The organism is Dehalococcoidia bacterium (assembly GCA_003597995.1).
Taxonomy (GTDB): domain Bacteria; phylum Chloroflexota; class Dehalococcoidia; order Dehalococcoidales; family UBA1222; genus SURF-27.
Window position 1 is genome coordinate 1 of record QZJY01000048.1, and the last position, 15,707, is coordinate 15,707.

General features: G+C 49.5%; 12 protein-coding genes. All 12 read right to left on the reverse strand.

Annotated features, from left to right (window positions below; translation table 11 throughout):
- Positions 1–1,250: glycosyltransferase WbuB (locus C4542_06260; GenBank protein RJO61490.1), on the reverse strand; the 1,250-nt coding region annotated here is incomplete at its 3' end.
- A gap of 65 nt (positions 1,251–1,315) precedes the next feature.
- Complete coding sequence (locus C4542_06265) at positions 1,316–2,638, reverse strand: nucleotide sugar dehydrogenase (GenBank protein ID RJO61491.1); 1,323 nt, start codon at positions 2,636–2,638, stop codon at positions 1,316–1,318.
- Between the two features lie 19 nt (positions 2,639–2,657).
- A complete protein-coding gene (locus tag C4542_06270) occupies positions 2,658–3,788 on the reverse strand; it encodes a glycosyltransferase family 1 protein (GenBank protein RJO61492.1) in 1,131 nt (376 codons plus the stop codon).
- A gap of 60 nt (positions 3,789–3,848) precedes the next feature.
- Complete coding sequence (locus C4542_06275; GenBank protein ID RJO61493.1) at positions 3,849–4,655, reverse strand: glycosyltransferase family 2 protein; 807 nt, start codon at positions 4,653–4,655, stop codon at positions 3,849–3,851.
- Between the two features lie 29 nt (positions 4,656–4,684).
- Positions 4,685–5,944, reverse strand: a complete 1,260-nt coding sequence (locus C4542_06280) for an O-antigen ligase family protein (GenBank protein RJO61494.1) — start codon at positions 5,942–5,944, stop codon at positions 4,685–4,687.
- On the reverse strand, positions 5,932–6,891 hold the full coding sequence (locus C4542_06285) for a glycosyltransferase family 2 protein (GenBank protein ID RJO61495.1): 960 nt from the start codon (positions 6,889–6,891) through the stop codon (positions 5,932–5,934). The genes C4542_06280 and C4542_06285 overlap by 13 nt, the downstream gene beginning before the upstream one ends.
- Before the next feature lie 266 nt (positions 6,892–7,157).
- Complete coding sequence (locus C4542_06290; protein RJO61496.1) at positions 7,158–8,210, reverse strand: class I SAM-dependent methyltransferase; 1,053 nt, start codon at positions 8,208–8,210, stop codon at positions 7,158–7,160.
- Positions 8,207–9,751, reverse strand: a complete 1,545-nt coding sequence (locus C4542_06295) for a flippase (protein ID RJO61497.1) — start codon at positions 9,749–9,751, stop codon at positions 8,207–8,209. Before C4542_06295 ends, C4542_06290 begins: the two co-directional genes overlap by 4 nt.
- 23 nt (positions 9,752–9,774) lie before the next feature.
- On the reverse strand, positions 9,775–11,607 hold the full coding sequence (locus C4542_06300) for a polysaccharide biosynthesis protein (protein ID RJO61498.1): 1,833 nt from the start codon (positions 11,605–11,607) through the stop codon (positions 9,775–9,777).
- 81 nt (positions 11,608–11,688) lie between these two features.
- On the reverse strand, positions 11,689–12,417 hold the full coding sequence (locus C4542_06305) for a polysaccharide biosynthesis tyrosine autokinase (GenBank protein ID RJO61499.1): 729 nt from the start codon (positions 12,415–12,417) through the stop codon (positions 11,689–11,691).
- Positions 12,418–12,434: 17 nt separating this feature from the next.
- Positions 12,435–13,745 carry a lipopolysaccharide biosynthesis protein gene (locus C4542_06310; GenBank protein ID RJO61500.1) on the reverse strand — a complete coding sequence of 437 codons (1,311 nt, stop codon included), beginning with the start codon at positions 13,743–13,745 and terminating at the stop codon, positions 12,435–12,437.
- A gap of 22 nt (positions 13,746–13,767) precedes the next feature.
- A partial coding sequence (locus C4542_06315; protein RJO61501.1) for a polymerase occupies positions 13,768–15,707 on the reverse strand: 1,940 nt, incomplete at its 5' end.

Here is a 15,707-nt window from a genome sequence, read left to right on the forward strand (position 1 = left end):
TTTTCACATACTAATTCCAAATGACTAATCATATTATTGTAAACTTTTTCAGCGATAAATTTTTCTTTATATAAAGCATGGGCATTTTCCGATATTTTTCTGAGTCGCTCGGGGTGATCGTATAAATTAACCAAAATAGATACTAAGTCATCAGAATTACCATTAGCATAGGTCACCCCACAGTCATAAGTAAATAATAAATCTCTCAAAACGCCATTTAAACTTGAAACAACAGGTAAGCCGGCAGAAAGATACTCAAGTGGTTTATTTGGCAAATTCATAGTAAAATTTTGAACGCTTAAATAAGGAGCCAGCCCCACCGAGGCAATTCTCATCAGAGTCCATATTTCCGCCGCGCCAACCCAACCGGGGAAAACAACATTATCACAGTCTATTGCTAGATTTTTGTAATAAGCAAAATTATCACCGCTCCCACACAATATAAAACGGAAAGAACGATTTTGTTTTTTTAATTTACGAGCAGCTTCTATGATAGTTCCCAATTCAAATTGGCGACCCATGGCGCCAAAAAAACAAGCAATAAACTCACTGTTATCTTTTCTTATCCCATGCTTCTCCCAAAACTTTTCCGCCTCCATGACATCTTTTTGATCAGGGGGCACTTCACAGTAACCCATTGAAAACTCCCGGTCTAAATCTGAACGCGCCCGGTTCGCATAATTTACGCCCCAATCAACAAAAGCCGGGGTAATACCGGTAATCGCAGCAGCACCGGCACACGCTGCGCCGGCGGTCTTAAACATGGGCCTCAAGATCCATTTTACCAACCAACGCCCCCATGCAGGAACCATCTCCAGGAATATGTCCGGCCACAAGTCACGCACGTCGAGAACGACGGGGACACCTTTTTTCTTCCCATACTCCGTTGCAACCAAACTCAATTCTAATGTCGGCAGAGAGCATAAAATGATGTCGGGCTTCTGCTCTTGTTCTGCCATAATTGCAAATTTACGTGCTATTCCATAGTGATTTATAATACGGCGAAGCGAAACATTTTTCTTGTATTCTACCGAATGCAACAAATTAATCCGAAAACGATTATTTATATCGATCGAAGTGTCAATATCAAACCTTTGTTTCTTCCTGGTATGATCAAAAGTGGAAGACCACCAAACTACTTCATGACCTTTTGCCACCAATAAGTTTGCCAATATACCTGTGCGAAGAAGCCTGTCACCGGCCTCATCTATCGGCAGCGGTTCTCCTACAGTAATCAACCAAACGCGCATGGCGCACCTCTTACAATATTTTCGCCGGACCTATAACTCCAAAAGGATATATAGAGCATATTAAGTTATGCTCCAACCACGTGCGCGCCCACGAGGCCCCTCTGTCGAAACGCGTTACGGCTGTCCACAATAAGCGAAGCCCCATTGTGGATCATCTCATACGGGAACATAGAATGGTCTGTTGCCACCAAAACAGCGTCGTATTTTTTAACAGAATCCTCAGTGAGCGGTACCGATTCCATCTCGAGTTCGTGGCGGCGCACAATTGGGAGGCGCGGAAAGTAAGGGTCACTGTAATCCGCCCGGGCGCCCTTGGCCAGCAAAATTTCAAGGATTTCAAGGGAAGGAGACTCCCGGAGGTCACCGACATCTTTTTTATATGAAACCCCCAGCACCAGGATCTTAGCTCCTTTCACTGCCTTGCCGCGCTCATTGAGGGCGTCAGCCAGCCTCTGCACCACGTAGGCCGGCATGGCATGGTTGATCTCCCCGGCAAGCTCGATAAAACGGGTGGAAATCCCGTACTCCCGCGCTTTCCAGGTAAGATAAAAGGGGTCGATGGGAATACAGTGGCCTCCAAGCCCTGGACCAGGGTAGAAAGGCTGGAACCCAAACGGTTTGGTCTTGGCAGCCTCAATAACTTCCCATATATCAATGCCCATACGGTCAAAGGTAACCTTTAATTCATTTACTAAAGCAACGTTAACGGAGCGATAAATATTTTCCAGGAGCTTCGCCGCTTCAGCCACCCGGGTGGACGAAACCGGAACCACCCGGTCGATGACCTGGCTGTACAGGGTGCATGCCAGTTCCCTGCACTCAGGGGTCACCCCGCCAACAACCTTTGGAACCTTTTCCAGGGTGTGTTGACTATTACCCGGATCTTCCCGTTCCGGTGAAAAGGCCAGGAAAAAATCCTCTCCCACCCGAAGTCCGCCGGCCGTAAAACGCGGCAGAAGAACCTCCTCGGTAGTGCCGGGGTAAGTGGTGCTCTCCAGGCACACCAACTGGCCGCACCGCAAAGTAAGAGCTATCGCATCAGCAGTCTTTTCCACATACTGGAGGTCCGGCTCCCGGTAGCGGGTCAAGGGCGTTGGAACGCAAATTATGAGGGCATCTGCTTCCCGCAACCTGTCAAAATCGGCTGTGGCCTCGAACCGCCCCGAACGCACCAAAGCCGACACCTGTTCTGAAGGGATATGATGGATGTAACTGCTTCCCTCATTTAATCTTCTTACCTTTTCCGCATCGACGTCAAATCCCAAAACCTTGAAACCCGCTTTTCCAAATCGTTTCGCAAGCGGCAGCCCAACGTAACCCAGGCCAATGATACCTACTTTGTAGTCACGACTGGCAACTTGCTTTTTTATAGTATCAAATATTTTCATATACAACCTACCTTAACAACTAAAAAAGTGATTTATATGCATTTTCAGTTTGAAGTGCAACTTCATCCCAGGAATACTTTAAGGCAAAGTTTTTTGCTGAAACACTCATTCGTTTTCTACTGTCTGAATTTGTTGTTAACGAAGTTATTGCCGTAGCCAAGACCTGTGAATTCGCTGGAGGAACAAGTATTCCAGCATCATTGTTTTCAAGCAGGTCATTTAAGCCACCTACCGCACTCGCAATAACAGGCAATCCGCCCGCCATTGCTTCAAGGGCAGCAAGACTCGTGGCTTCTAACAAAGATGGGATAACGGCAAAATCCGAAGCGGCGTAAAAAATAGGCATTTTATCATATGGAATAGCGCCAACAAAACGCACATGTTTTGTAACTTTGAGTGTTTCCGCAAGGTTTTTTAAATCAGACGCCATCGGCCCATCCCCCGCTACTACAAAGAGCGGCCGCTGATTTTCAGGCACGTAAGGAATAGCCTTTAATAAGTAATGAACACCATTCTTCTGACAGAGTCTTCGCGGACAAGCAACAATGATACCCTCTTTAGGAAGACCTAGCGTCAGTCGTGCCTTTAATTTATCAGAAGGACTACCAAATGTCTTTAAATCAACGCCATTTGATATAAATATTGTGTTGACATGCTTAAATACAGATTTATATTTATCGGCCAGTTCCACACTGGGAGCAATACAAATATCCGGTTTTGTCAAAAACACCTTGATGAATTTACACTTCAGTTTATTAGAAAAAAACTCTAAAAACATAGAACTGTGGTTGGTAAAAACTAATTTTGCCGAGCTAATCCGTCGTGAATATGCTGCAAACGCACTGTCACTCCAAAGCCCATGCCAGTGGACAATATCGAACTCATTGTGCCGCATCAAAGACTTCATACTGTTAATACCCCTCGCCAGAAATTCCACATGACGTAATCCATACAAAATGCCCTGCTCAAACGTATGTGTTGGCACCAATAAGTTCTTAACACTTTCAAGCTCTGTACTGACCGGTTTATACCCATATGGAATCCTGGCCAATAAATGCACGCTATGACCCCGACGGGCAAGAGCACTGGAAAGCTTAATAACATGGTGACTTATTCCTCCAATGTATGGGAGAAAATCCTCTGAAATCATAAGAATACGCACTAGCTGTGCCTCCTATGAGAAATTTAACAGGAACCAATGGGACTTTATTTAAGAGTTAGACCTTTTAATTTCAGTGAAAGGAGTGTATTCCCGCCTTATCCCCGCACCGACGAGAAGCGCAAGTGACCGCAAAGGCACATACCAAACCATATGCGGCTGCCGCCGATCCCACGCAGCATGCATCCCTATAATTGGACTTAACAATAACCGTAATATCCCACGTAGTTGAAAGCCAGCCGCTGCTCCATGTGTCATCTTGTTATACCATGTTTTAGTAGATGAAGCGTAGTAATGTCCAAAAGCGGCAGTCCCAACCCACTTTTTCTGCCAGCCATTACCAAGCAGACGTTGAGCGAGTTCCCCGTCTTCACCCACGTTTAGATCGTCCCTAAATCCCCCTACGTCATCCAAAGCTTCTACTCGGAATATTGTCCCTCCTGCACCAATTGCACGTCTATAATTCCAATATTCGCAATCCATAGCTCCAAAAAGGCAACACCCAAGGGGTTTTTGTGCGCCGCCTACGAACGCTAATCTCTTATTTTCAGTGATCGCCCGATGCAGTGCTTCAAAATAACCGGGAGTGATCCGCATGTCCGCATCGACAAATACCACATAGGGCAAGTTTAGCTTCTTATAACCAACGTTTCGCAGTTTACCCCGATTACCACTCACCACTTCTATTAGCGGCGTATACTTCCGTGCAATTTCAGCCGTATTGTCATTCGTCCGGCTGTCCACGACAACTGAAACAGGAGCTGCGCCAACTGAACAAATACTTGCAAGGCAATCACCAATATTGTTTTCCTCGTCCCGTGCAATGATGACCACACCGAAATCTCTGTTCATAATCATCCCCCTCTCTATAAACAAATTTTAAATTTTTATGCTTTTTTTTGCTTAATATAACGAGACGCCAGGAGTGCAACTAGTGTTATTGTGATGGGATAGAATGAACTAGCTGCTATAAAATCAATGATAATTCCAGAAACCACTGTCCCCGCAAGTGCTATATTGAATGTAGTCGGAGCTGCGCAGCTTAAACGTCGGGCTATTATAGCTATTCCTATCGCATAAATAAAATAAGCTACCAAACCAATTATACCTGTCTCGGCAAGAAAACCTAGTACCGTATTGTGCACTGACAGCCCCTCGTCAGTATAACCTTCCCTAAAACTGACCCCAGCTGCATCAAAATAAAAAAGCTGATTCCTACCAAACGCACCAGACCCAATGCCCGTGACCGGATATAACTGAAAGGCAGAAAAAGCAGCTTGCCACAACACAAGCCGGACGCCAATTGTACCACTCATTGTAGAGATTTGCTCTATTCGATTGATCATCAGTGGCCATTGTAGCTCAACAAAACCAACTAAAATAAATACTATTATAGTTCCTAATATAATTATAAGCCTGTAAATACGGCGACCATGCTTCGGCATTAGCCAATAAACAACAAAAAGAGCTATTGCAAGTTGAAAAAACGCTGTTCTAAGAACCGTAACAATTACACCGAGCGTACCTAAGACAACTTTTAAGGAGTTCATGCCTCGAGAGCCTTCACCAGCACTTAAGCCAACAAGACCCCAAAGAGTTAAAAGGATTTGCAGTTCGTAAATTCCTCGACCACTTGCAAGACCCGTTCCAGCTTGAGTTCCTCCGCTTAATATTACCTGCGCAATTCCTGCAAATGTTTCAAAAAATGTTATCACAACAAGCATCCAAACCACGATCCGCTCAAAAACTGTGGCTCGCAAGGCGATTAAGACCCATGTCAAAGCAAAAGCCTCAACAAATCTAAAAATTGACCAGAACAGTTCAGGTGAAGCGTGCGGGGACAAAAGGACACTGATAAATCGTGTCAATACAATGAGAAAAAGACCTGCCAGAAGAATTAAGGAATCTGTACCAGGCACCCTCCCCCGAATGAGCGCACGGATAAACGTTATGCATAGAAGTAAAATAACATACAAGTCAAATAATCTTAACAAGCCAAAGCTGGAAGAAAAGACCCCCTGAAATAGTGGCCAATATATCATTATGGCTGGGAAAAAGAGTCCCATAACTGCCCATAATAAATTTGCCAAGTTGCTTCTAGTTAAGATAATTCTCTTTGTTGAATAATTATGGTTTATAATTGCCATGGAGTATATCCCCTTACGTATAGCTGAATAGCATACACGTATGCGCGAAATTTGCTAACATGGTCACGACGAAAGCACACAGAAAACGAATGTAGAAAAACTTTGAGAAACAGTATTATCAGGATCAGTATTTTGTGCACTATTAGCCATAATTTCGAAGCGTGTTTTGAAAAATACCTAAGCTTCGAGTTGTACCGAATAGCAGTCTTTCTCCACTCCAGACTACCTGATGATCCACCCGAAGCGTGCCTTATTTTACATCTGGTATCGTATATAAATCTATGTCCCAAATCTGCTAATCTTTTGTACAGATCGACTTCTTCATAGTAAAGAAAAAAATTTGCATCAAATTTTCCCGCCCTCACAAAAGCTTCCCGCCTCACAAAAATCGCAGATCCTTGCGCGTAGCCCAAAAAATAGTTACGATCTTTCGTTGTATTCATCGCAATATTGCTCTGATATCTATGATATCTATGATCAGCCCATTGATTTATACCAAGCTCAGATAATGCATCGCTTAATACCGTAGGTAATGACCGAAGCGAATTGCATAAGCTACCTTGTTCAATGATGCCTGGAGCTACTACTGCGCAATTAGCATCAAGCTCGAACGCAGCCCTTACGCACTCTACAGGTGAAATCAGTGTAACATCGGGGTTCATGAATAGTAGGATATCTCCGCTCGTATGCTCATATCCTATGTTGCAACCTCCTCCGTAACCCGAATTGGTGTGCGATCGTACAACCCTTACCTTGGGATGTGATTCAATAAGCGCAAGGGAGCCATCGGTAGATTGGTTGTCAACTACGACGATTTCATCTAAACTATATTCTACTTCGAGGTTCTGCAACAGCCCCTCAATGCATTCTCGCAAATGCAAACCGCTATTATAGTTCACAACGACTGCGGAAATTTTTAATTTTCTATTGACAAGATCATGTCCCATTACATTTAATCCTCCTACGCCCCATCACGGCTCCATAAAAAACCCTTGGTACCACCTCTATGGCACTAAAACATAATGCACTAAGTCTATCCATACTTAGTTTTAGTAATGCTTTTCTAATTAATTTTTTCGAATACAATCGTATATCTACCTTTCTCAAACTACGAATTCCAAACTGTGCAAGAAATATTGCTTCCATCCTCTACATCTTCAAGTCTTCATGCAATCTAATTACCCATATTTTGTAATCTCATAAGCTTCAGATTTCATAAATCGTCCATCGAACCATCTTTTCGAGCAATCAAAATTAACTCCTCGCCGCAATGCGATCCTGCAAAAATAGACAGTGCCTCCTCTATAGCCCAAAAGACAAAACGTGCTGCTCCTACGAGGCCAGCTTTATTATCCGATCTTCCAGTATAGCGAATGGCAACACTTGGTGCCCACGTCCATCGAGCTGCCCTAGCAGTACTTCTTATTCGTACTGACGAAGGAAGCCCGGCCAACTTGGCAGCATTAGTCAATGTTTTAGGGCTAAACAGATAAAGATGACGTGGCGGATCCAATTCACTCCAGTTCCGCTTAAATATCTTGTGACCTAAACTATCGGCATTCGGCGTTAAAATCACCAATACTCCCCCAGGTGCAAGAAGCCGATAACATTCTTGCAGCAGCCTAACAGGGTTATGCACATGCTCAATAACGTGCCTGGCCGTAACAGCTTGGAATGAGTTTGCCGGGATATCTATCTCTTCCAGTCTACCAGGTTTAACGGGAATATTAAAATATTCTCTCGCAATTTCGGCGGCTATTTGGTCAGGCTCAACTCCAACTACATCCCACCCCAATTCTCGCATCTTAGCTAGAAATCGCCCCCCACCGCAGCCAACGTCCAAAAGCTTGCCCCTAAACCTTCCATTGAGCCACATGACGTTCGAGCCAACAATCTCCTTGAACGGAACAATTAGGCTAAAAACCTTACCAATCCATTTGAGACCTCGCTTTACATTAGCGCAATTATATCCAAAATTAGTCATGAGTATTGCATGTTCAATCTTCCCGCGCAAAGTGTCCAAGATCGGTTTTTGCTCATTCAGAGTATGGGTGCAATACGTTGTGGTATAAACCTTCCCAATATCATCAAAAGTAGGACTAGGATTCAACCATATAAGAGCACATGCTGAACAGCTATAAAATGACCATTTACCAGGTGCATTCGAAAGTTGATCATGCATCTCTCGGTAAAGCGGTACACCCTTTTCCCCGCATAACAAGCAATTCTCGATTTCCTCAACTTGAATATCAGCGTTAAATCTCATTTTATTTTCTCCATTTCTGCAGTTGCCCGATTGAAAACGAAGCAGATATTCTGCTTTTCCATATCGTCAAGAATGTAATTCCATGTAAATAATGCAAAGGTAATCAATGTAAACAAAAGGAAAAACCCCTTCATGGTAAGGCCTATTGGTAAGGAAGCAAAAGCCAGAATAAACAGTGCCCCTCCTATGGCAAATATCATGCACCAAATAGTAGCTATACTGATTGTTAAAAATCGTTTTGCTATAGCAAATAGTAACAGCGTATCCAACGCCACGCGCACCATCCAGGCTATGGCCGCACCTATAAGACCATAGCTGCCTACTAACAACCAGAAAGTGAGCAGATAAATTGGCAGTTCTATGAAATGAATCTTGGCAGTCAAATCAGGCCGGCCAGCACCATGCACTAGCGCAAAGGCTATTTGGCCCAGACTATTGATAAACACACCGATTGCCAGCCATTGCAACACACAAGTGCTGTTTTGCGCAAACTCATTGCCAAGCCAGAGACCCAGAATCTCGCGCGCTAAAGTCACGATAAATAAAGTAATAGGGAACAAAGCCAAAAAAACGTATTTGACCCCCCGGCTAAAAAGCATTGCCGTGCGGCCACGGTCCTTCAAAAAGCTAAAAGAAAATGCGGGAAATAAGACTCCCGCCACTGAACCAGAAATAACCCATAGCTTGGTGACCATTTCATAGGGTGTGGCGTAATAGGCTACGGCTGCAGTAGAAATTAAGGCTCCAAGCAAAAAACGATCCATAGTAACCATGAGTGGACTAATGGTGTTGCTAACAGTCATCCAACTACCGAAACGCAATAATGGCACCAAAATCTTACGTTGTATTGCAATGCGGTGGCGTAGCACGGGCATTACATAAAGGCAAAGTAACAGATAAACTAGCCAAATGATTAGACTGCCCACCATCAAGACAAACACAACCGGAAAGAGGCTTTGAGAAAAGGGTAATATTAATAAGGGACCTACAAATGTATACACTTTCCCAGGAATGTGGACGGCAGCGATAAGGCCGAAACGCTGTTGCGCCTCCAGGACACCCCGTAAGCCCGCGGTGCTGATGACAACTGGTACAGATAGAGCGAGCAGGTAGAAAGCGTGTAGAGTTTCAGATTGCAATGCTTCTGGGATTTTGAGCGCATCCCGTACCAGCCAGGGGGAAAGCAGGCTTAACACCAGCGCCGCCACTAAGCCCAAGAGCAGCATAAGAAACAGGGCGGTCCAGACCAAAGCAGATATTTCTTGCTCCTGACCTTCTCCCAGCTTCTCCGCCACCAATTTTGTCAGGGCCCGACCCAGTCCTAAGTCAAATATGCTAAAATAACCGATCACCATCCACGCTAGGGTTAGTATACCAAAGCGATCCGTGCCCAGGCCCTTTATAAGAAACGGAATGGAAAATATAGCCACCAGCAGAGGCGCCCCTTGACCGATGAGGTTGTAAAGCGTGTTGCGTGCCAGCAAGCCACCGCTGGTAAATGTCGCACTGTTATGATCCTGCAAACCTGGTGCACCGCTCATGCGCACCCCTCGCTCCACAAGTCCTACCCCGCCTTCTCCCGCCTGTACTTCTTGAAATCCGGCACGATGTTGGCGAGGGCGCTGAAAATATCATCTGCCGTGCAGAACAGAGTGTTTCTTGCAAGTTTAATCATTTCAGACTCCAGGGCCGACATTTCCACCAGGGGTTGCCTGGCCGTGTAGATCCGCTTGTGGCGAGTGGCGGATGAGCCTTCCTCGGCTGTAAGGATTTCCTCAAAGAGCTTCTCTCCCGGCCGGATGCCGGTAAATTTGATCGCTATATCCCTGTCGGGCTCCAGCCCGGACAGCTTGATCATATCCCGCGCCAGGTCCACGATCCTGACCGGCTCTCCCATGTCCAGGATAAAAACCTCGCCCCCTTTGGCCATAGCGCCGGCCTGGATGACCAACTGCACCGCCTCGGGGATGGTCATGAAATAGCGCTTCATCTCCGGGTGGGTGACGGTGACGGGGCCGCCTTCCTCGATTTGCCGCTGGAAGATCGGCGCCACGCTGCCTCTGCTCCCCAGCACATTGCCGAAGCGAACGGCGGTGAACCTGGTTGTGCTGATCTGGCTCATTTGTTGAATAATCAATTCGGCCATCCGTTTGGTGGCGCCCATCACGCCGGATGGGTTGACCGCCTTGTCGGTGGAAATCATGACGAATATCTTTGTCCCTGCCGCGGCGGCTGCTTCGGCCACGTTCCGGGCACCGAAAACGTTTGTCTTCACGGACTCATCAGGATGCATCTCCATGAAGAATACGTGTTTATGAGCGGCTGCGTGAAAAACCACGGCCGGCCTGTGTTTTCCAAATATGTGCTCGACCTTGGGTCTGTCCCTGACGTCGGCGATTTCAATGTCGACCGGTAAGTGCGGATACTTCCCCAGAAGCTCCAGCCAGATGCCGTGGATGCTGTTCTCACCATGCCCGAAGAGGACCAGTTTGCCCGGCCCGAATGCGGCAACCTGCCGGCACAGCTCGGAGCCGATGGAACCGCCGGCGCCGGTGACGAGGACGGTTTCCCCCCGCAGGTAGCCGGCGATTTCATTTAGATCGAGCCGCACCGGCTCCCGGCGCAGGAGGTCCTCCAACTGTACCGGGCGCAGGTGGTTTACCGACACCTGTCCGTCAATAATCTGGTACACGCCGGGCAGTATTTTCAACTCCGCCCCGGCGCCCCGGCAGATTTCTACGATTTCCCGGATCACCGTATTGCCCACGGAGGGCATGGCGATGATGACCAAGTCCACGCCGCAGCGCCTCACCACGTCGGGGATCCGGGAGCGGCCGCCAAGCACAGGCAGGCCGAGCACGGTCAGGTCCTGCTTGTTCTTGTCGTCATCAATAAAGCCCACCGGCTGGTAGGCGCCGTTATGAGATTTCAACTCCCTAGCCACCATTGTCCCCGCGTCCCCGGCACCGATGATCAGTACCCGGCGGCCCAGCCGGCGGCCGCCTGCCTTCATGCGCTCGACGTACATTCGCCAGGCCATCCTGGAGCCGCCGATGAGAAAGATGGTAAAAGCCCACATCAGTGCGGCCACGCTGCGGGGCAGAGAATAGTGAAGGAAATAGGCCAGGGTAACAACACCTAAGCTGCCGAGGGTGGAAGACTGGACGATGGCCACCAGTTCTCCCAGGCTGGCGTAGGCCCAGTCCCTGTTATACAATTTATGAGTGTAGAATATAGCCAGAAAGATCAATGTGCTGTATGGAACAAGACCGATAAAGGGATTCAAGTAAAAAATTACTTCTTCCAAATTGTTGAACCGGACGGCGAAAGCCGCAAATACAGCCAGATTCACCAGCACGGCGTCGCAGCAAAGAAGGTAGATTTTTCGGCAGTTCATATACTTTCACCCGTTTCTCACAACCAGCCGGCAGCGTTTCCGCAATACAAGCAGAGGTGACTTTGTTAAATTATTGCCCAGTCAAAGTATAACCTCTTTTGAAGACCTGTCCTTCCCTTCATAATAATAGTAATAGCGGGAGTCCTCGCCGTTCATCTTTACCTCGTTCAGTATTACGCCGATAATGCGGGCGCTGGCTTTTTCCAGTTGGGCTTTGGCGTCCCTGGCCATATCTATCCGGGTACTGCCGGACTTTACCACCAGCACCACGCCATCCACCACCGGAGCCAGCACGGCTGCGTCGGTGACAGCAACAACCGGCGGCGCTTCGATCAGCACCCTGTCGTACTGCCCGGCAATTTCCCCCAAAAGAGACTTCATTTTTTGCGAGCCGAGCAGTTCAGACGGATTGGGCGGGACAGGGCCGCTGGTCAAAACCCACAGGTTCTCCACACCGGTGGAGCAAACAACATCCGGCAACTCCAGATCCTGGGCCAGCAAATTGGTAAGACCGTGGTGGTTATCCACTTCAAAGTATCTGTGCAGAACCGGTTTCCTCAAGTCACAGTCTATAATGAGGACGCGACTGCCGGCCTGGGCCGTAACCACGCCCAGGTTAGCCGTCACGGTAGACTTGCCGTCCCCGGGGCCGACGCTGGCTACCAGCAACGTCCGACAGGGCCGCTCCAGAGCGGCAAAAGTGATGTTGGTGCGCAGCGCCCGGAAAGATTCGGCAACCGGCGACTTCGGCTGGGTAAAGGCATAGAGATTTTCCTCTCTGTTTTTGTGCCTGCTTCTGGATAAATTCATTTACCTGCCTCGCTCCTTTAAAATTGCTTCGCGGCCGGTATAGTCCCCAGAACAGGTAACTCCAGGTGCCGGGCTACATCTTCGGGAGTCTTGATAGTGTTATCCAGGTACTCCAGGACAAAGGCCAGCATTACCGAAGCCATTAATCCCAGGACAAAAGCCATGGCCATATTCAGCTTTTTCTTGGGCCTCACCGGCTCAACCGGCGCCATTGCCGGAGAAACCACCACCAGGCTGGTGTTGCCCAGATCAATAGAACGGGCAATCTGAGTCTGGGTAGTCTTATCCGCCAGGAGATTACGGGTGCCTTCCAGGCGCTTCACTTCGGCCTGGAGACGCTCCTGTCCGGCTCTCTTGGAGGCCAGCTCGGCCTGAATCTGATCCACCTGGTTTTTCAAGCCGGCCGCCACTTCTTGCGCCGCTGCCATCTGGGCCTCCTTTTCGGCCAGAGCCATCTTCTTCTCGTTAAGCTTTTCAGTCAGGGCGGTATAAGCCGGATTAATTTCCTCACTCCGCACTACCTTGCCCTGAAGCTGGTCATACTTCTGCGTAGTGATGGTTTTCTGAGTAGCAGCCAGGCTTTCTTCCAGACTGGCCTTCGCCGCCAACATCTGCTGCATCTCCACCCGCCCCTGGCCCAACTCTGTCTGGTACCTGTTCAGATCCTGGGAACGGGCGGTGAACTCCTGCTCCAGGTAGGCAATACCCCGCGGTTCAGAGTTGAATTTTCTCAGTTCTTCAACCGCTTTACTTAAATCTTTTTCAGTAATTGCTTGCTGGTCCTGCATGAACTTGACGGACCGCTCCATCTGTTCCCTGTTTTTTTCCGAGATCAACTCCAGGAACTCACTGCTCAAGGTATTGGCAACATCTGCAGCCAGGTTGGGATCGCTACCGCTTACTATCACCTCGATCAGGTTGCTGTCCTTAGCCGTTGCAGCCCTGATCTGACCGGCCAGGGTGCGGGCGGTATAGCCCCGCTCACCAAGCTGCAATTTGTCGATAACCCGCTGCAGCAGAGCTTCGCTCTTGATCTGCCCTACATAGGTATTCATGGTCAGGACAGGAATACGGGATACGGTGTTAACTACCGAACCCGTATCGTTACCCTGGTTAACCACCTGTTGCTTGTCCGCCGCCTGAGTGACCAGCAGGAGAGTACCGGCTTCGTAGCCCGGAGGCAGGACGAAAAAGCTCAAAATACCGCCGGTCAGGAGAAAAAGCAGCGTTACCAGGATAATCAGCAAGCGCCGTTTGTGCAGAATTTTGAGATAGGAGCGCAGGTCGATGACCTGTTCTTCCGTTACTTCCGGGGTTTGTTTGTTCACAGGTTGTCCTCTCCTTATATACTTAAAAGATCGGCGGCAGAATCAGGAGTTCCTGATATGACTTCCTGATACCGGCGCTTTGTTTTTCCATCTCAGCAAGCAAAGCCTGCGCTTCCCGTCCCTCGCCTAACCGGTGGTAAGCGGCGGCCAACCAGAACTTCGCTTCGGCGCCTACTTTCTCATCACGGGAAGCATCCTGCAGCGACTGCCGGGCCTCGGCGTAGCGGCCGGAGAGGTACTGGGCCTGACCGGCAGCCAACTGCACCCCCGGGGTAAGAGGCGGAAGATCGCCCTTTGCATAGCGGCGGGAGCTTTTCTTCACCTCCGCGCTTTTTTCCGCCATTATCTGCGGTACCGCCATAGCCCGGTCCAGGTAGACCCTGGCCTGCTCCACCCTGGCCCGCTCCAGGTTCTGACGGGCGGCGGCTATGCAGACACGCCCCAGGATTTCGTAGTTGCCGGGCAGCAGGGGATTGGTTTGGAGCATCGCTTCGGCTTCCCGCGCCGCCAGGTCTGCTTCTTTCAGCAGCAGATAAACGTTGACCAGGTTGGCCCGCACCTGGGGGTTGTAGGGCTCGGCGAGAGCAGCTTTCTGAGCCTGGGCTAGGGCCCGAAAATGCTTTGCCGCATCATCCTTCTTTAAGGCCTGTACAGCGTAGACCTGAGCCAGGTCCGCCGGGTAGCTGGCCGTAAGGGGATCAAGGCGAACGGCCGCCATATAATAGCGCTCGGCAGCATCCAGGTCGCTCTTGAGCACGGCCCGGGCGCCCAGGGCGCCTTTAATCCCGGCGGCGTGCAGGGAAGCTGCCGGCACAAAGAGCAAAGCCGCCCCCAGGGTAGCCGCCACGGCGGTCAGGGCCAGTCGCCGCCCGGTAGGATAGGGAACACCCGTATCTCTTGAACCGGCGGTTCTTTTCGTCAGACCTTCGCCGGCCCGGACGGCCCCGAAAAGCGCCCACAGCAGGATGCCCAGGGCCGCAAAGGACAGATCAAAGTCGAAGGCGCTGTGCACGCCAAGAGTGAAGGCGGCCACTGCTGCAGCCCACAGGGAGATCCAGACGCCCCCCTCCCGGCCGGTACGGCGCCATAACCTGACTACCAGACAAACAAAACAGCCCCACAAGACCAGGACGGCCAGGAGCCCGAGAGTTCCGGCCTCAACCAGAGTCTGGGCAAAATAATTGTGCGCCTCGGTAGTCCAGTACAGGTCGGATTGGTACCGGTGATAGAGAGCGTTCCATCCGCCCCCGCCGGCGCCGGTAAGGGGATAGTCGGCTGCAATCTTCAGTGCGTCGCTGGTAATCACCAGCCGTTCCGGCAGGGAAGTGCTCTGGTTGACGATGGTTTCCGCCTGCTGGGCCACCCGGACGGGCAGTACCGCAAACAGAACTGACGGCAATGTGGAGGCAACATAGATCAGGTAAAAGGAGACTACCACAGCCAGGTACAAAAACCCACAGGCCGCGACCAAACGCCGGGTGCGATCTTCGATCCCGTCACGTCCCAACCAGAGGCCGAGGCGGTGGTACGCGTATTGCAAAACCGCCGTCACCGCTGCCAGAACCAGGAGATACATCAAAGCCTCGCGGCCGTGTCCGGCCAGTACCCGGGGCAGAAACAGATAGGTGGCCGCCAGGCCGCAACCCAGGAAGATAATCAGATGATAAGCGGCCCGCCAGCGGTAGGCCCCGGGCAGGCCGGCAAAAAGGGTCGCAAGACCGAGGGGATAGACAATCCACCCGCCGCGAGAGAGGGTGCTCAGCAATACCACCAGCAGGAGAAAGTTACCGACAGCGTAAAACACTTTTGGGAAAGCCCTTTCTGATTTCACCGAAAGGGCCAGACCCACTATACTGAACACTACCATATAGGCAGCCAAAGCATTCTCGTATTGGAAGGTGGAAGCAATTTCCGGCCCGCTGAAAACACCGGGGAACCTGGAGTAACCAGCAGCGGCAACCA